This window comes from Chryseobacterium sp. POE27 (genome assembly GCF_039727685.1).
Taxonomy (GTDB): domain Bacteria; phylum Bacteroidota; class Bacteroidia; order Flavobacteriales; family Weeksellaceae; genus Chryseobacterium.
Genome location: NZ_CP152475.1, coordinates 3930690 through 3949491 on the forward strand (window position 1 = coordinate 3930690; position 18802 = coordinate 3949491).

Below are 18802 nucleotides of genomic sequence, written 5' to 3' on the forward strand. Positions count from 1 at the left end.
GGTTTAGGGGTGTTTGGTATAAAAAAATAAAAACCAAGATCTAAAATCCTTTCTTTTGCTTCCTAAATCTGATCTATGGAGGTTGAAAGTTTTCTGAAAATTGTAGAAGAGATAGAGCATTCATGTCTCTCTGCCGAGCAACAAGAAGAGATGATCACGAAGGTCGCAGATCTGAGCCGTTTTATACAATCCTACGATCCGTCCATAGAGATCATTAATTGGATGCGATATAAGGGTAGTATCATTAAATACTCTGGCACAAATACAGGGGTGATCTTTTGTGATGATACAAAGTTGCCCTTAACACGTGCAAACTATTCCAATGCGGGTTTGATCGACTTTAAAAAACGTGAAAATCTGAAAGAGTTATGGCTCGTCGTCGTCAGCAGTTGTGCATCTAATGATCTGAGATCATTCAAAAGCTTGATTACAGATAAATCACGGGATAAGATCTACGATAAAATATTCAGCTTTGACTTCTTACAATCCCGGGTCCAAATCATAAAATAAAAATATTTACATTTTGAAAGCAAAATTCTCTTTATTAGCAACTGTTATCAGCACAATCTTTTTTTCACAGGTGAAGGACAGTACGTCCACAAAAACCATGTCCTACATCGCAGAGAAATTTCCTATTACGCGTGCCCTGAATGTGGAATATAATCAGTTAACACCTTACAACTTTTCTTCTACATTGAGAGGTCAGGAATTGCCGGAAGCAAAAGTGAAAAATTTCTACCGCGCAAAAATGAGTGCCAATATCAATTTAATTACAAAACAAAAATTTGTATTGAGCACTAACCTTAATTATCGTTACATGTCAGCAAACACGGAAATGAATGATCCTGCAGGCAGCGTATTTTTCAGAAGCAAAGAAGATTATCACTATCATTCGGAGAGTTTGAGTCTCACTTATTTTTCAAAATTGTTCAACAGGATGATGATCTATTCGGCCAGCGCCTCAGTGGACGGGAGTGAACAACATTTTGAAAGACTGCGCGGAATAGCAACCGCAACGATGGTTTTGAGAGCCAATGCAAAGACCAAAATGACGGTGGGACTTTTGGTTGCTATAGATCCTTCCGTTCAGACACCTGTCATTCCGACGTTCACCTATGAGCATAAATTCAATAATGGTCTGATCGCCGACATTATTTTACCGAAAAGTGTGTACCTCAGAAAAAGAATTGCTGAGAATGGCAGGCTCTCGATCGGGAGTGAACTGGATGGGACATCATTGTATCTTTATAATATCGACAGTACGGATAAAAAATATGAATTCCGGCAGATAGAGATCAATTCAGGGCTGATGTATGAACATTATCTTGGAAATTCTTTTGTTGCAACATTCAAGGGCGGTGCGAAAAGTATTGTGGAGGGACGGTTATTTGAGAAATCTGAATCTTATGGTTCATATATTTTCCAGGCAAAGCCACAGACAACATTTTATGTGAACGTTGGTCTGTCTTTCGATCCGTTTATCAAGAAAACAGCACAGCAATAAATATTTATGAATCCAAATCATACTTCAATTGTGATTTGTCTCCCTAATCAATAATTTGTAACTTGGTTTCTTTTATACTAATCAGTAAATATGTTCAAATCTGATTTATGGAAACAATAGAACAATTTTACCAGCATAAATTCAATGAATTACCTGGCAATTTGGAATATACCATCGGACAGTTTAATGTGTTTCGTATTGAAAACCGATTGGACAGAAAAGAAGAATTGCCGTTGCACGTTCGCAGGAATTTCTTTAAAATAATGCTTTTTTCAGGAGAAAATGTTTTCAAGTACGGAAACGAGGAAATAAAGGTTGAAGGCAACACCTTGCTGTTTTTTCATCCTGATATTCCCTATTCCTATCAACCTTTAACCTCTGATACAAAAGGTTTTTTTTGTGTATTCAAACGTGAATTTTTTCTTGGGAGCCACAAACTTGATGTAGATAATCTTTCCCTTTTCAGATCTTCTGTTCTCCCCGTCTTTAAATTATCCACGGATGACTGCAAAGAAGTAAAAAACCTCTTTGACAAAATGTTTCAGGAAGTAAACGGAAACTATATTTACAAATATGATCTGATCAGGAATTATGCCAGTGAGCTGTACTTTTTGGCAATGAAATGGATGCCTCCGGAAAATCTGTTTCAATATGGAGATGCCAGCAAAAGAATTACAATGGTATTTTTGGAATTGTTAGAGCAACAATTCCCCATCCAATACAGCACTGACAAACTTAAATTCCGTTTACCCAATGAATTTGCAGAAAAGATCTCCATTCACGTGAATTACCTTAACCGCTGTTTGAAAAAAGTGACGGGCAAGACCACAAGCCAGCACATAATGGAGCGGCTGAGTACTGAAGCGAAAATTTTGCTCAAACACACAGATTGGTCTGTTTCTGAAATAAGTGATAGTCTAGGTTTTGATGACCTTGCCCACTTCAATAAGTTCTTCAAAAAGCAAACAGGTTTAAACCCGACCTTTTTCAGGTTGGTTTGATTTATACAAATAATGTTTTTGTTTTTACTAACGATGCTTCAGGTACCCGGACTAATTTTGCTGTAATAAAAACTATAAAAATGAATATTTCTAAAGTTTGGTACATTACAGGTGCGTCCAAAGGCATTGGAAGGTCCCTTGTAGAGCAATTATTATTGAGAGGTTATAAGGTTGCTGCAACATCACGACAAATTTCTGCGTTATCTGATATCACAAGCGAAAACTTTTTGCCTCTGGAGGTTGATCTGAAAGATGAAAAATCTATAGCAGTATCCCTGGAAAAAACCAACACTATGTTTGGAAGAATCGATGTGATCGTAAATAATGCAGGGTATGGAATCGGCGGAGCTATTGAAGAATTGACAGAACAAGAGATTAACGATAATTTCAACATCAATTTTTTTGCAGTCGTTAAAGTCATCCAACAGGCATTGCCTTTTTTCAGGAGCCAACATTCAGGGCACATCATCAATATTTCTTCTATTGCCGGTTTTGCACCAGGACTTGGCTGGAGCATCTATTGTGCTGCTAAATTTGCAGTTACAGGTTTGTCAGAAGCTTTGACAAATGATCTAAAGCCATTGGGAATCAATGTGACTGCAATTTTGCCCGGATGGTTTCGAACTAATTTTGCAAAACAGGACTCCATCGCCTTCAGTAAAAAACAGATTGATGATTATGGTTTTTTGAGAACGGCACATCAAAAAATGAACGAAATAGATGGCAAACAGCCAGGTAACCCCGACAAGGTCGCTGACATTTTTATTGAACTAGTGAACAGTCAGAATCCTCCGACGCTTTTATTTTTAGGAAGTGATGCTTACAAAAGGGCCAAGGAAAAAATAGCCTTCTTATCACAGCAAATCGAAGAATGGGAAGATCTTTCAGCCTCAACAGACTTTCAACAATAAGCAAGTCACAAAAACATAATAAATTGATCCGTTGCATGTAGGAAATTACTTTTTCTCTGCTTTTTTCTTCATTTTATAGGTAAAATCTTCATCTTCCTGATCTTTACCCGATGTCAAATTTCTCTAAATTTCTCATCAAAAACCTGGTCTTTAGGATCATGATTTAACGTATGCTTCTCGGTATTTCGATTTGCTAAAGGCAGGTGGTTTTGATATCTGGAGTTCATTTAATGGAATCCCTTTTTTTAGTAAAAACTTGATGAGGATTTATCAATCTTTTTTAAATACATTTCTTTAAAGCTAAAATTACTGATTTACATTGAATTAGTTTGATAATCTGACTACAATAATTACCAATTGGGCTACTTTTTACAGCACATCAATCAGGAATTTTGTACTTGAAAATTAGTTCAGTTAAAAACAAATAAAAAAAATTATGCAAAAAAGAAAATTAGGAAATAGCGGGTTGGAAGTTTCCGCGTTGGGCTTTGGCTGTATGGGGTTAAACTTTCTTGACGGTAAAGGTCTTGATAAAAAAGAAGCCGTAACTCTTCTACATAACGCCGTTGAGAGAGGGATGACGTTTTTTGATACCGCAGAAGCTTACGGACCTTACACGAACGAGGAACTCGTGGGTGAAGGACTAAAGCCCTTTAGAAAGGAAGTCGTCATCGCTACAAAATTCGGCTGCAAAGATGCCAATCCGGCAGTAGGTTTAGACAGCAGACCCGAAACGATAAGAAAAGTAACCGACGCCTCTTTAAAAAGATTAAAAACAGATTATATTGATCTGCTTTATCAGCACAGAGTTGATCCGAACGTTCCGATAGAAGATGTTGCAGGTACGGTAAAAGACCTAATTCAGGAGGGCAAAGTAAAATATTTCGGTTTATCGGAAGCAAGTGCTAAAACGATTCGGAAAGCACATTCTGTTCAAGCGGTATCAGTATTGCAAAGCGAATACTCTCTGTTTTGGCGTGAACCGGAAAATGAAATCATACCAACATTAGAAGAGCTGGGAATTGGTTTCGTTCCGTTCAGTCCTTTGGGTAAAGGATTTCTGACGGGTATCATTAACAAAAAATTAGACGATATCGACCGCAGAAATGTTATTCCACGTTTCACCGAAGAAAATATAAAAGCCAATCTGGTTTTAGTGGACGCGCTTTCTGAGATAGCCCAACAAAAAAATGTGACAACAGCACAATTAGCATTGGCTTGGCTCTTAGCTCAAAAGCCTTGGATAGTACCAATTCCCGGAACTACAAAATTGCATCGACTAGAAGAAAATATTGGCAGTACCAATATTGTCTTAACAGACGATGAACTTAAAAAAATTGATACAACAGTCAATGGAATTACGCTTGCAGGTGACCGATATCCCGAATTTTTAGAAAAACAAATTGATAAATAAAAATGAATAGCAATGCAAAATATTAGAGGAAAAGTAATTGCCATTACAGGGGCTAGCAGCGGAATAGGTAAGGCTATTGCCATAGAATTATCAAAAAACGGCGCAAAGGTTGTTTTGGGTGCGAGACGAACGGAACAATTGCAACAGTTGGTAAAAGAAATTAAAAATACAGGTGGTGAAGCCATTTTTTCTCAGATTGATGTGAAGGATAAAGCTGATCTCGTTCGGTTCGTCAGTACAGCAGTTGATCAATACGGAACATTGGATGTAATTATAAACAACGCAGGTGTAAGCCAGTTAAGCCGGATCGACGAATTGGATATTGACGGTTGGGAAGAAATGATCGACATTAATCTGAAGGGTGTATTGTATGGGATGGCAGCTGCAATTCCCATTTTCAAAGAACAAAAATCGGGACATATCATCAATATTATTTCAACGTCAGGAATAAAGATCGTTCCAATGCAGGGTGTTTATGCAGGTACGAAAAATGCAGTTAGAACTATCGCAGAAGCATTTAGGCAGGAATCAGATGGAATGATAAGGATTACTGGTATTTCGCCAGGTGTTGTAAAAACCGACTTTGCTGATAGTATAAAAAATCAGGAAATGAAGACCATCATCACGCAGAATATGGAAAATTTAGCCATTAGCCCGGATGCCATTGCCAATGCGGTTAGCTATGCCATTAGTCAACCCAAAGATGTGGAAGTTGGTGAGATTGTGATTCGTCCGTCAAAACAAAATTGATTACATTCGTAAAGAAATGCAAACACCATCCGACATCCATCATATTAAAAGTATATCGCAATTGATACGGCTATTGGAACTTCCTGCACCACTGCACCCGCTGATCGCATTGGTTGATTACGGTAATGTTCCTATGGAGATATTTCCAAAGGGTCAAAAAGTAAGCCTGGACTTTTATAAAATTTCCTTTAAATCTACCTTTAAAGGACAAATAAAGTATGGACAGGGCTATTACGATTTTGAAGAAGGCGGATTGGCATTTTTGAAACCCAAACAAATCGTTTTCTCGCCGGAAGAAATTGAAAGCTATGAAGGGTTCGCCTTGTATTTTCATCCGGACTTTATCAGAAATTATCCATTAGGGAAAACAATAAACCAATATGGCTTTTTCTCTTATGATGTTTCGGAAGCCTTATTTTTATCGGCAAAGGAAAAAGAAATTGTAGCCAATTTATTTGCAACAATAGCAAATGAATTATCCAATAACATTGACGGCTTCAGCCAGGATGTTCTGGTGTCGCAATTAGAATTGTTATTGAATTACAGCAATCGTTTCTACAACAGGCAATTTATTACGAGAAAAGCCATCAATCACGACATCATCACTTCTCTGGACAAACTTTTAAATAAGTATTTTGAAGAAGAAAGCAGTCTGAAAAACGGTTTGCCATCCGTGAAATATATCAGTACAGAATTAAAGCTGTCCCAACGCTACCTGAGTGATATGTTAGGTTCACTGACAGGACTGAACACCCAACAGTATATTCAAAACGCCATTATAGAAAAAGCCAAAGAAAAATTATCAACAACAAATCTTTCTGTTTCGGAAATTGCTTATGGATTAGGCTTTGAACATTCACAATCATTCAGCAAACTTTTCAAGGCAAAGACAGACGTTTCACCGTTGGAGTTCAGACAGTCATTTAATTAAATGGAGTACATAATGATTGCTGGTCTTAACTTGCATTATAAGTCGTATAAAAATCCCCTTACAAGTAAAGGGGATTTAGTTTTCGTATAATAAAGTATTATTGGTAACATTCCTTATTCAATGCTGTGCTGCTGAAGCTTAACATTTGGATGATCATAAATCAATTTTGTTATAAGGCTCTAAATAAAAACAATAGAGAGAAGTTTCAGGCATACATCGTTTTTTTTAACCATAAACTTATTCTAAATGGTAATTCTAAAATCTTATCTCCTTTCAGACTGAACATGAGTACAATCGTAAATAGTAAAGCATATAATGTTAACGGAGATATTTTAGGAATGAACTCTCTATTGTACCAATCAATTTGATTAAAAAGTATGGTGGGAGAGACGTTGGCTGGCAACAATACTTTAGCTACCTTTTTACCGGGTTATTTTAAAATATTTTATTGGAAAATATATGACCGCATGTTTGGGATTATTTCAAATTTTAAAATCTGCGACTGGCTATGTCAAGAATTTGGCATTGGTTAAAAAAAAATCTCTGACTGTTATAGCTTCATAGATACTACAATGATATTATATTTAAATTCTTTCTTTTGGTCAAACCTATTCAGCAAGGTACTTTTAGTATAAGGATCACGGCTATTAACTATAAGAATAGCTATTTGACCATTTTATCTTTTAGAAAATTACTTGCATTTGTATTATTGGGATTGAGTTCAAGTGATTTTTTATAATTAATGATCGCTTCTTTCCGGTTTCCCATTGCTTCTAGAGTTTCAGCGTAACTATCATAAACATTCGCACTGTTTGGAAATAACAAGGTATTCAATTGAAAAACCTGTAAAGCCTCGTTTTTTTTATTTTGTTCTAATAATTGATAGCCCCAAGAATTGATTTCGTCTTCGGATAATGTGAAATCTTTGTTGGCTTTTTTTAATTTTTGTGTAAAGCTTGTATCCATTTTTAAATTGACTTTCAATGAGTTGTTGACGCAATGATTTTAGATTATTACTCAGGCCGAAACCATTTTTAACTTTCATATCAGGAAAATAGTATCCGGCTATTTCATCAATGAACCATTCAGGATTGGAACCTTGAAGATTGGTCAAAACCACGATCGACAGATCATCCTTTGGATAGACGAATAATGCCGAACGCATACCTCCAACAGGTGCAGCAGCAGGATGTTCTTCTCGCTCGACTGTTGGCCAGCCCAGTGCATATCCGTTAGTCAATTTATTAAACCCGTCGATATGCCCGTCATTTAGTTTTACGGAAGTGAAAAGCTCTTGGATGCTATTTTTGTTTTGCAATAGCTTTCCATTTTGCAGTGCGATAAGCCATTTGCTTAGATCTTCGGAAGTGGAAATGATCCCTGTGGCGGTTCTAAAGAATACCGGAAAAGTGGCAAATACATTATGCAGCTTTCCGTCATTAATCCATTTTCCTTCCATATTGATAATTGTGGAATAGGCTCCGGCATTGTTTGGAATGGCCACCCTTTAAAATAAAAATCCTCTGATAACAATAGTTTCAGAGGATTTTTTTTGTACCCATAACCGAAGAAATCTCGAAACATTTGGTGGAAGATTTGGAAAGAATTTCTGAAATATTACCTGGAAAATACTCCCAAAAAAAGAAGAATTAGTTAATATATTGAGTATGCTAAAAATGTCTTATTAAAATTTAATTATTTGCAGGGTACTGTCCGTTGAAATATTTTTATTTTTGAATATTTTCAGGTATAGTATTTCAATTATTTAATTTCCTTAAATCTGAAGGTCTCGATCTGGTAAATTCGCGGAAAGTATCACTAAATGAGCTTACAGAATTATAACCCACGTTATATGCAATTTCATTAATGGACTTATTTGTATTAAGAAGAAGTTCAATGGCCTTAATAATTCTTAAAGTTTTTAAGTATTGGAGAAAAGAAATATCCAAATCTGTTTTAAAAAGACGCGATAGAGAGCGTTCACTCAATCCAAATTTTTTACTTATACTAGCAAGACTGTGTTTTTCTTCTATTGTACATTCAAGATAAGAAACAATATTCCTAGTCATCTTGTTTTTGGTGGCAGGAAGAATAATGGGCAAGGGTTGTTGATGGGTTTTGGGTAGAATTTTTTTTAATGCTACTAAAAATTCAAAATTTTCATCAGTAGATATTACATGTCTCTCATCCCATATTTCAGTATACTTGATCATTTGTATTAAAAGTTCTGTGGCAGGATAAATACCAAGACGACTGAAAAAAGGATCAGACAAATCGTCATGAGCAAAGAAATATAATGATCGTAATACTGTTGCAGAATGACCAATTTGTAAAATATGTTCCAAACCCTGCGGAATCCAGAAGAAATGTCTTGCGGGAACAACATATGTCCGATTATTTATAGTAATATAAGCGATACCTCCTTCAACATAACTAAGTTGTCCTTTGGTATGTCTATGAACCGGGATCAATTTTTCAGATTTTTCATGCATTACAAATACACTTTTATCGTTCTTATCAATATCTGGTAGTGAATTAATTAATCCCATACTAATGTTGTATTTATTGATAACAAAGATAATGAATTTGGCCGGAATCATGAAAAGAATGACTATTGTCGATAAATTTTTTTATGTAAATAATGTAGATTTGCAATACAATGATTCTAAAATTTTCAATGAAAAATTATCTCACTGGATTTCTAATGTTTGGAATAACTTTTTCGACTTGGGCCCAGAGTTCTGTTTGGAATGCAGACACATTAAAACTCTCACTAAAAGACGCTTGGAACAAAGCAGAGGAACACAGTCGCGATATTAAGATAAAACATTTGGAAGTGGGTATTTCTGCTGAAGAAGTAAAAGATCTTAGAGCGGAGCGGCTTCCCGAAGTGCAGATAAAAGGAAGTGCAGAAAAAGCAAGCAATATACCGATTTATGAAAATGGCTTATTTTCAAAACCAAGTCAACATGAAGTAATACATACACTCTACAGAGCAGGTGCTGATTTTTATCTTAATCTCTATAATGGAAATAAACTTAATCTACAAATTAAAGAAGAAAAAATACTTCACGAGATTTCTGAAATTAAGAGAGAGCAAACTGTTTCTGATATTCACTACAAGACGGCTGCTTTGTATTTAGACTTACAAAAAAATATTAATTTTCAGAAAACTTATAAAAGAGGATATTGAAGACCAAAAAAAACAGCTGAAAGAAATACGTAGCTTATTAAAAAACGGTGTTGTACTAAAGAGTGACGTTTTGAGAATAGAGCTTGAGCTCTCCAGACGTGAAATGGCATTAATTACGATAGAAAATGATATTCTTATTGCTACTCAAAAACTGAATATTATTATTGGAGTTCCTGACGAACAAATTGTAGTTCCAGACGAACCGACTTACATTTGGAACAATACCACCTCCTACGAAGAATATTTAAAAACGGCCTTAGAACATTCATTTGATTATCACATTTCAGAACACAAAACAGAGCTCAGTAAAATAAAAATAGATCAAATTAAAGCTAATGTAAGACCCAAAATTGGAATGTATGGAGAATTTTATTATGCAAATCCACAAATTTTCTTATTTCCTTACAATCCATATTGGTATTCTTTGGGGGTAATAGGGTTAAGAGCATCTTTCAATTTATCATCTTTTTATCATAATACCCATAAGGTAAGAGCTGCCAAAATAGAGTTTGAAAAAGAAGAAGAAAGTTATAAAAATACCGAAGATAAGGTAAGACAACAAGTAAAAGAAGCTTACCTGAGGTATCAGGAGGCTTTAGAACAGATAAAAGTTGCTGAGGCTAATCAGGCTCATGCGAAAGAAAATGCAAGAATTATTAAAAATACTTACTTTAATCAGACTTCTTTAATTACAGATTTGTTAGATGCAGATGTACAACTTCTGCAGACAAAGTTCGAGCTTGAAGCAGCAAAAATAATGGCACAAAATAAATATTACTTACTACAAAATATAATAGGTATTTTATAAATCATGAAAAAAAATATACGGTAACTGATAGATTTGTTACTAAAATTACAGGGTGGATTGCAAGTTTAATTCTTTTGGGGCTTATAGTTTGGGGGGGAGGATCCTTAATGGATTATTATAAATATGAGCAAACAAATGATGCACAAATACAAGAGTATGTTAATCCTGTTATTTCTAGGGCTGGAGGCTTTATAGTTGATGTTAAGTTTGAAGAAAATCAAAACGTAAAAAAGGGAGACACAATTTTGGTGATTGATAATAGAGAATATGTTCTTCAACAAGAACAAACACAAGCATCTCTTGCAAAAGCTGAGGCTCAGCTTGTCGTTTTAGGAAGTACAATTAATACATTGGAAAATGAAGCTTCTTCTTCTCAAGCACAGATTGCCGCAAATAAAGCGAAGGTATGGAAACAAGGATTGGATTATGATAGATATCTGAAACTATATAATGAAGAATCTGCTACTAAACAACAAGTCGAAAAAGTTCAGGCACAACTTGATGTAGATAAAAGTGAATATAGATCATCTCAAGAAAACTACGCTGCATCAGTTTCAAAAATAGAAGATATTCGCGCAGAAAGAAATGTTGTAAAGGCTGAAATTCAAAGGTTGAAATCATTGCTAAATAGACATAAATTAGATGTTACTTATACGTACATTACAGCTCCTTATAATGGCAGAATGGGAAGACGTACAGTTGAAGTGGGTCAAATGATTGATGCAGGGGAAACTCTTGCTTTTATTGTAAATGACGATACAGATAAATGGGTCGTTGCAAATTATAAAGAAACTCAAATTAAAGATATGAGAATAGGTGATGAAGTAAAAATTATCGCAGATGCATATCCTGAAAAAGAGTTTAAAGGAACTATTATTTCTCTTTCACCTGCTACGGGTTCTAGTTTCTCGTTACTCCCACCTGATAACTCTACAGGTAATTATGTTAAAATTGTTCAACGTATACCCATAAGAATACGAGTAGATGGTTCGAGGAAAGAAATAGATGTTTTAAAGGTAGGTATGAATGTTAACGTATTTGCGTCTAAAAAGCATAGTTAAATGAAGACAGCAATCCCAATATTTAAATCTTGGATTCCTGACTGGATGGTGAAAATAGTACTTTTCAGTATGACCCTACCTGGAATTGTGATTTTCTTTCTTCCTCTAGCTAACATCAATGCAGCAGCAGGCTATTATGGAAGTGAACCCGCAGATATGCAGTTTGCAGTGGCTCTTTTTTACGCCGGATACGTAGGATTTTATTCTCTGGAAAGAAGGTTCTTTACTTTTCTAGCTGCGAAAGAATATTTTATAATTTTTACTACTCTGCAAATGCTTGCTTGTTTGGTATGTTACATTACAAAAGATGTTTATATATTATTTCCCGTAAGGTTTATACAAGGAATGTTGTTTGCATCCAATGTGAATATCTCTTTATCTTTAATGTTTACAAGGTTGAAAAGTGAACGTGCGAGAGAAATTGGTTTTTCAGTATTTTTTGGAACTTTGCTCTGTGCTTTGCCTTTCAACAATTTGGTTACCGCGGAATTAATAGATTCTTACAACTTTAACATCGTTTATAAGTCTGCAATATTCTCCTTCTTTCCAGGTTTACTGTTTATAATAACAGGAATGAATTCATTTCGGTTACACGTTAAATTTCCTTTATACAAATTGGATTGGCAAAGCTTTGTAATGTACAGTGCTATTCTGTCACTTTTAGGTTATATTACCATATTTGGACAAGAGTACTATTGGCTTGATGATGTCAGGATTTCCGGTAGTGTATTAGCTATAATAATTCTGTTAATTATTTCTATATTTCGTCAGAAATCATTGAAGCGACCCTATATCAATTTACGTATTTTTTCTTATCGAAATTGTAAAGTAGGTTTAGTTGTGCTTTTTGTTATGTATATCTGTCGGTTTGCGTCAGGTATTACCAATAGCTATTTCACGGGAGTATTGAAGTTTGATCCTTTTTACCTCTCTTACATGAATGTTTTTAATATTTTAGGGATAATAGCTGGAGTTATTATTTCTGCTGCGATGATTCTGCAGAAAAAAAGAATCAGAAATATTTGGTTATTAGGATTTTGTTTATTGTTTGTTTTCCACGTAAGGATGTATTATCTTTTTGATATACAAGCTGATGAATTTAATTATTTTCTACCATTATTTCTTCAGGGAATGGGTGTAGGTTTTATTATGGTACCCACAATTGTTTATATTATTGCCTCTGTACCAGTCTCGTTAGGTCCATCTGCTGCTGCTGCTGCATTAGCTATAAGGTATTTTGGTTATGCTGTAAGTATTGCTATTATAAATTATTTCGAGCTTTTCAGAAAAAGTATGCATTATAATGCTTTTCAGGATCATTTAACAAAAATAGATCCTATGGTAAAAAACTTTTTGCATAAGCAAAATACAAAACTTAGTACCAAAGGTATGCTGGAGGGAATATCTTCTAAAGCTTCTGAGAAATTACTTATTAAAAATCTTACTATGCAAACACAGATCCGTTTTGCTATGGATTATTATGAGATGATGGCTATTTTCTTATTAATCATTATGGTACTTATTGCAATATTCCCGTATGTTAATAGGACTCGTGTATATCTTAGATCCCGAAGACTTTCACCGGCTTAAACTTTTTAATCAATACTTATATTATGAAATTAAAACATATATTAATTATTCTTTTGATATTAAATGGTCTTTTTTCCTGTAATAATGATGACAATACTTTTCATCTGAAAACAGTGAAGCTTCTTGAATATTCAAAGAATTTACCCGAACAAAAGCTGTATATAAAAGCTTTTTCTGATGATTTACCAGAGTCGATTGCGCAAACTGAAGAATATCCAAGTACATTACCATTGCCGGCAACTCTAAAAATGTATCCTTCGCCAAGCATGAACCTATACGGGAAAAATTACCACCTGGAGCTTTGGGGCGGGATTTCAGGATATATTGGAAGGTGTGATATTGATATGGATGACTATAAAATTGTTTTCCCTATTGATATGGAAATTGAAAACGATAGTTTAAGTATTTCGATGCAAGGCACCTGGGACTAAGAATAAAACAAGTATGGAGGAAATAAGAATTTTTAGTGAAACTATATCAGAACTCCTAGACAGTGGGTATCTTTTACAAAATGAACTAACGGAATATTTAAATTTAATACAAAATATTAAAACAAAAGGTTCTGAAATTCCAGCTTCTGGGTTCAAAGTTGATAAAATATATAAATGTTATGACGATAATTCTGAAATAATTTATGTTTTTGCAATATCAAATTCAAATAACAATATAAAAGGAATAACTACTTCAATTTGCGTAGATGAAAACATTATTGAGTTCTCGGAATTGTTCAAGAAAATTAGAAAAGGAATAGAGAAATTCGGAAATTATGTTTTTGGAATAAATAATAATAAAATATTTTAACAATTAATTTAGTATCACTTATGATTAATTAAAATTAATCATAAGATTGCGTAATGCAATCTTATGACCGAAAGTGAATAAATTAAGAGTTATTCTATATTTTGAGCCTTTAATAGCTTAAGAAATTTTTAGAATAGCTTTTATTATTTTTTCGGTGGATTACTATGGGCTACTTTTCAAAAAAAATCTAAGATAGTAAACAGGCATATAAGAAGACAGGTTATAGTTTTTATATGAATCAATTTTCTTGTGTTTTTGTTCGTAAAAACGGATTTTCATCTTCCATCAAGTCTTTGACCTTTGAAACAATAGTTTGTAGATATTGTAAACAAAATTTTGACTTTTCAATCACGATCTTGCATAAAGATCTAGATTCTGCTATTATATCAAAATTCTATTTGCGTATTAATTCTTTTGACTTTTATTTTTTCATTATCAATCGAAACAATGATCAAAATTTCTTTTTCGTTTATGACAAAACACAAATAAATTTGTACACTGAACAATAGTCTTGATTCTTTAAAACAAATTACTGAACAGGTTGTCTGGTAAAGAATTGTAATTTAACAGTTATAAACAATGCGAATATGTTTTATCTTAAAAAAAGTATCTAATTCTTTGTTGATGAGTATGGAATATTGTGATTAAAACAAGTTTTTTTATGTTGAGAAAATACGATTTGTTCACTCTGACATTACATCAAGTTATTGAAATATTTTAAACTAAATTAACGTAGTTCACTAAAAAAAGAGTACCTATCCAGTTTCATCTTTTTAAATGTATGTGTGAATAGGTGATAAATTAATGACTAAAGCTATAGTTTAAAACACTTTTAATATTGGCTACGTTTGCTATGATGACTTTTAAGGTATTTGTAATTTAAAAGGACCTTCAAAGTAAGTCTGATAAGAATCAATTAACTTCCCATTTAAATCATATACACCTATAGTAATATTCTGTTTGGAAAGATTCATTTGTGATTCTGGAAAGCTGATGTTGATGGTTCCTTTTGATATTTTATCACGATCTACGACTATTTTACTAGAAGCACTATAATTAATTTCAGCATGTGCCGGTTCGATAACTTTTATAGTAACAATTTTTTTATTATTTGTCTTATTAAGAAATGTGTAATTATACGTATTGATAATTTTTCCTTCTCTTACAAAAAATGTACTACCTGCAGGTTTGATAAACTTCGCTTCCATATCACCTCTGCTTGACAGAAGGAATCCAAGGAACCCGATCAGCAATATCAGAATTGCTGCAAAACCTTTCATTCTGCTAGTAAACTTATAAGGAGTCCCGGTCTCAATCTCTTTTTCTGATGCGTATCTGATCAAACCTTTTGGCAAACCTACTTTTTCCATTATTTCGTCACATGCATCTATACATGCAGTACAATTTACGCATTCCAATTGCTGTCCGTCTCTAATATCGATTCCAGTAGGACAAACTGCAACACATTGATAACAATCGATACAATCACCTTTTCCTGTAACTTTTCTGTCTTCCCCTTTTCTCCATTTAGAGCGGTTTTCACCTCTTTTGAAATCATAAAATACATTAATAGTTTCCTTATCAATTAGTACACCTTGTAACCTTCCATATGGACAAACCAATGTGCAAACCTGCTCTCGAAACCATGCAAATACAAAATAAAAAGTGGCTGTAAAAAGAATCATAACAATAAAGTTGGTGATGTTCTCAAAAGGTCCTTCCGAGATAATTTTAAACACTTTTTCGTAACCAACAATATACATAAACATAATGTGGGTTATGATGAGAGAAATGATAATATAAATAGCCCATTTTAGAGTCCTTTTCCAAATTTTTTCAGTATTCCATTCCTGTCGATCAAGTCTCATTTGTTTATTGCGATCACCCTCAATCCAAAACTCTATTTTTCGGAAGACTGATTCCATAAAAATTGTTTGAGGGCATATCCAACCACAAAAAATTCTTCCAAAGGCAATAGTAAAAACAATAATGAAAATAAGAGAAGCGATAGCACCTAGGGTAAGAATAAAAAAATCCTGCGGATAGAAAGGTTGCCCCGCAATAAAATATTCTCCATTAATGACATTTAACAAAAAGAAAGGGTTTCCATTAATTTTAATAAATGGAATGACAAAGTACATAATCAAAAGAGTATAACTTACTAGATCTCTGTAATTAGTGTATTTACCCTTTGGTTTTTTTGGAAAAACCCATTTTCTCTTACCTGATTGTTCCATTGTTCCTATAGAATCTCTATAGGTCTCAGGGTTTAAAACTTGCCCCTGTCCGCCGCGAACGACTTCTTCATTTATTTCTGACATTTCAGTGTTAGTATATAAATTGTAATTCTTATTGATCATCACGGAGGGGAGCACGCTCTGCTTCATGATAAAATTTTTTTTGGTCTTGTGAAAACATAAAGTATGAGAATAACAAAAAAAAATAAAAAAATAATCATGGATAACGTTTGATAAAATCCTGCATAATCAGTATTTGCTAAAATGTCTTTAAAGTTTTGAGGAATCATTTCATGTATATTTAATTGTTACCAGCTGTTTTTATATCGCTTGTTTTTATATCTGTACCTAATCTTTGCAGATAGGCTATAAGGGCTATAATTTCTTTCTTTTCTAGTTCACCTTGTGGCCTTTTGGCGTAGGCTTCTTTCAAGTCTGTAGCCTCCGAAAAAATATCTTTCACTATTATAGATGCCTGATTATCGGCCCATTTATCAGCTGAATCAATTTGGGCTTTTGTGTAAGGTACATCAAATGTATTTTTCATAAATTTTAGCTTATCGATCATTTTAGATCGATCTAAATTATTGGCTATTAGCCATGGATATCGAGGCATGATAGAACCGGCGGATGTGGACCTAGGGTTATACATATGTTTATAATGCCAAGAACTTGGGTTTTTACCACCTTCTCTATGTAAATCTGGTCCTGTTCTTTTTGAACCCCAAAGGAATGGTCTGTCATAAACAAATTCCCCAGCCTTAGAATACTGGCCGTTTTTGCCATTAAATCTTACAATCTCATCTCGGAATGGTCTTACAATTTGAGAGTGACAGGCATTACAGCCTTCGCGGATGTATAAATCTCTACCTTCTAATTCTAATGGGGAATATGGTTTTACCGCTGAAATTGTCGGTATATTTTGTTTAAGCATTAAAGTTGGTATAATTTCTACAGCTCCTCCAATTGATACTGCAATAAAAGATAAGACTGTGAATAAGACGGGCAATCTTTCCAACCAAAGATGGATACCTTCTCCCTCTTTCCTTTTATTACTAATATTGGCTAAGGCCGGTGCTTCGGCAGGCACTTCTTTTTGGAAAGAGCCTTTTCTAATAGTAGCTGTAAGATTAATGACCATTAAGATAGCACCTGAAAAGTAAAATAACCCACCTAAAAATCTCATTTTAAAATAAGGGATAATTGCCGTTACTGTATCTAACCAGTTTTTCCATAATAATGTCCCATCCGGGTTAAATTGTTTCCACATTAATCCTTGTGTAAATCCTGAAATATACATTGGTACTGCGTAGAAAATAATTCCTAAAGTTCCTAACCAGAAATGCCAGTTCGCCAGCTTAACAGACCATATTTTTGTTCTCCATAGGATTGGAATAAGGTAGTAGATCATTCCAAAAGCCATAAAACCATTCCATCCTAATGCTCCAAGGTGAACATGACCTATCACCCAATCGGTAAAGTGACCAATTTTGTTGATGTTTTTAGTCGCCAGTAGTGGTCCCTCAAAAGTTGCCATACCATAACAAGTAACTGCAACGACAAAGAATTTTAAAATAGGATTTTCTCGTACTTTATCCCAAGATCCTCTCAGAGTCAATAGTCCATTCAGCATTCCTCCCCATGATGGGGCAATCAGCATAATTGAAAAACCAGTACCTACAGCTTGTGCCCATGCTGGTATTGCTGTATATTGAAGATGATGTGGTCCTGCCCAGATATACACAAAAATTAACGACCAGAAATGAATAATTGAGAGTTTATACGAAAAAACAGGCCGTTCGGCTGCTTTTGGTAAAAAATAATACATTAATCCCAAAATTGGAGTGGTTAAAATAAATGCAACTGCGTTGTGACCATACCACCATTGTACAATAGCATCTTTTACTCCAGCATACGCAGAATATGATTTCCACCCCGTAAATGATAAGGGAACTTCAAGGTTATTGAATATGTAAAGCATTGCTACTGCAATCCAAGTTCCCAAATAAAACCAAATTGCAACATATAGATGTCTAACTCTTCTTTTTGTGATGGTTCCGAACATATTAAGTCCAAAAATTACCCATGAAAAAGTAAGAAGTATGTCGATTGGCCATTCATGTTCCGCATATTCCTTTGATGTATTGATTCCCATGAAGAAAGTAATAAATGTTACTACGACCATTAACTGCCACGTCCAAAAATGAATCCAACTTAATGTTTTGTTAAACATTTCTGTTTTTAAGAGGCGAGGTACAGAGTAGTATACCCCAATAAAAAAGCTGTTACAAACAAATGCAAAGATTACAGTATTTGTATGCAACATTCTTATTCGACCAAATCCGAAGGCTCCATTAGTATCTATCAATGCTTGGATACCTCCGTTTCTCAAGATATGAATAGATTGGTCATCTGTCCCAAAAATGAATTCAGGCAGTTCAGGGTAAAACAAAAGCAGAGCTGCAGTCAGTCCAAAGACGAATCCTATTAACGCAAAAACTATTGTTGCATATAAAAATGCACGTACTATGGTGTTATCATAGTAAAAATTCTGTGTTTCCATTATGTTCAAAGTTAATATACCACTATCATTTATTTATG

At 34.2% G+C, this 18802-nt stretch carries 18 protein-coding genes and 1 pseudogene; 13 read left to right on the forward strand and 6 right to left on the reverse strand.

All coding sequences use genetic code 11. From position 1 onward, the window contains the following. Window positions 1-75: 75 nt before the first annotated feature. The 7 genes from AAHI02_RS18915 (at window position 76) to AAHI02_RS18945 (ending at window position 6511) form a co-directional block, all read left to right on the forward strand. Window positions 76-510, forward strand: coding sequence for a hypothetical protein (locus AAHI02_RS18915; protein WP_346984576.1), 435 nt, complete (start codon window positions 76-78; stop codon window positions 508-510). Window positions 511-523: 13 nt separating this feature from the next. Further along, window positions 524-1504: a hypothetical protein gene (locus AAHI02_RS18920; RefSeq protein ID WP_346984577.1), complete on the forward strand. Its 981-nt coding sequence runs from the start codon at window positions 524-526 to the stop codon at window positions 1502-1504. Window positions 1505-1611: 107 nt separating this feature from the next. Next, on the forward strand, window positions 1612-2505 hold the full coding sequence (locus tag AAHI02_RS18925; RefSeq protein WP_346984578.1) for a helix-turn-helix transcriptional regulator: 894 nt from the start codon (window positions 1612-1614) through the stop codon (window positions 2503-2505). A gap of 80 nt (window positions 2506-2585) precedes the next feature. After that, window positions 2586-3416 (forward strand): SDR family NAD(P)-dependent oxidoreductase, encoded by an 831-nt coding sequence (locus AAHI02_RS18930; RefSeq protein WP_346984579.1) that lies wholly within the window; start codon window positions 2586-2588, stop codon window positions 3414-3416. Window positions 3417-3852: 436 nt separating this feature from the next. Continuing rightward, a complete protein-coding gene (locus AAHI02_RS18935) occupies window positions 3853-4830 on the forward strand; it encodes an aldo/keto reductase (protein WP_346984580.1) in 978 nt (325 codons plus the stop codon). A 12-nt stretch (window positions 4831-4842) separates the two neighbouring features. Next, a complete protein-coding gene (locus AAHI02_RS18940; RefSeq protein ID WP_346984581.1) occupies window positions 4843-5580 on the forward strand; it encodes an SDR family oxidoreductase in 738 nt (245 codons plus the stop codon). Window positions 5581-5596: 16 nt separating this feature from the next. Further along, window positions 5597-6511 (forward strand): helix-turn-helix transcriptional regulator, encoded by a 915-nt coding sequence (locus AAHI02_RS18945; RefSeq protein WP_346984582.1) that lies wholly within the window; start codon window positions 5597-5599, stop codon window positions 6509-6511. Window positions 6512-6758: 247 nt separating this feature from the next. On the opposite strand, the pseudogene AAHI02_RS18950 reads toward AAHI02_RS18945, so the two are convergent. From AAHI02_RS18950 to AAHI02_RS18965, 4 genes and pseudogenes are all read right to left on the reverse strand, one after another. Further along, a pseudogene (locus tag AAHI02_RS18950) lies at window positions 6759-6875 on the reverse strand (arsenical-resistance protein); the annotation flags it as partial. A 299-nt stretch (window positions 6876-7174) separates the two neighbouring features. Then, window positions 7175-7345 carry a tetratricopeptide repeat protein gene (locus AAHI02_RS18955; RefSeq protein WP_346984583.1) on the reverse strand — a complete coding sequence of 57 codons (171 nt, stop codon included), beginning with the start codon at window positions 7343-7345 and terminating at the stop codon, window positions 7175-7177. 28 nt (window positions 7346-7373) lie between these two features. After that, the gene (locus AAHI02_RS18960; RefSeq protein WP_346984584.1) at window positions 7374-8015 is read right to left on the reverse strand and encodes a serine hydrolase domain-containing protein; all 642 of its coding nucleotides are present in this window, start codon (window positions 8013-8015) and stop codon (window positions 7374-7376) included. Between the two features lie 253 nt (window positions 8016-8268). Further along, window positions 8269-9060 (reverse strand): helix-turn-helix domain-containing protein, encoded by a 792-nt coding sequence (locus AAHI02_RS18965; protein ID WP_062676471.1) that lies wholly within the window; start codon window positions 9058-9060, stop codon window positions 8269-8271. A 128-nt stretch (window positions 9061-9188) separates the two neighbouring features. On the opposite strand from AAHI02_RS18965, the gene AAHI02_RS18970 reads away from it, so the two are divergent. The 6 genes from AAHI02_RS18970 (at window position 9189) to AAHI02_RS18995 (ending at window position 13964) form a co-directional block, all read left to right on the forward strand. After that, entirely contained in the window at window positions 9189-9704 is a 516-nt protein-coding gene (locus tag AAHI02_RS18970; RefSeq protein ID WP_346984585.1) for a TolC family protein, read from the forward strand. 25 nt (window positions 9705-9729) lie between these two features. Continuing rightward, complete coding sequence (locus AAHI02_RS18975) at window positions 9730-10512, forward strand: TolC family protein (protein ID WP_346986639.1); 783 nt, start codon at window positions 9730-9732, stop codon at window positions 10510-10512. Between the two features lie 107 nt (window positions 10513-10619). Continuing rightward, complete coding sequence (locus tag AAHI02_RS18980) at window positions 10620-11573, forward strand: HlyD family secretion protein (protein ID WP_346984586.1); 954 nt, start codon at window positions 10620-10622, stop codon at window positions 11571-11573. Then, a complete protein-coding gene (locus tag AAHI02_RS18985; protein ID WP_322924646.1) occupies window positions 11574-13163 on the forward strand; it encodes a hypothetical protein in 1590 nt (529 codons plus the stop codon). It abuts the gene before it with no gap. A 23-nt stretch (window positions 13164-13186) separates the two neighbouring features. After that, window positions 13187-13594, forward strand: coding sequence for a hypothetical protein (locus AAHI02_RS18990; RefSeq protein WP_062676339.1), 408 nt, complete (start codon window positions 13187-13189; stop codon window positions 13592-13594). 13 nt (window positions 13595-13607) lie between these two features. Next, complete coding sequence (locus tag AAHI02_RS18995) at window positions 13608-13964, forward strand: hypothetical protein (protein ID WP_322924648.1); 357 nt, start codon at window positions 13608-13610, stop codon at window positions 13962-13964. 863 nt (window positions 13965-14827) lie between these two features. Here AAHI02_RS18995 and ccoG read toward each other — a convergent pair. Together ccoG and ccoN are read right to left on the reverse strand one after the other, a co-directional pair. After that, window positions 14828-16285 (reverse strand): cytochrome c oxidase accessory protein CcoG, encoded by a 1458-nt coding sequence (gene ccoG, locus AAHI02_RS19000; RefSeq protein ID WP_322924650.1) that lies wholly within the window; start codon window positions 16283-16285, stop codon window positions 14828-14830. Window positions 16286-16502: 217 nt separating this feature from the next. After that, window positions 16503-18764, reverse strand: coding sequence for a cytochrome-c oxidase, cbb3-type subunit I (gene ccoN, locus AAHI02_RS19005; RefSeq protein WP_322924653.1), 2262 nt, complete (start codon window positions 18762-18764; stop codon window positions 16503-16505). Window positions 18765-18802: the final 38 nt, after the last annotated feature.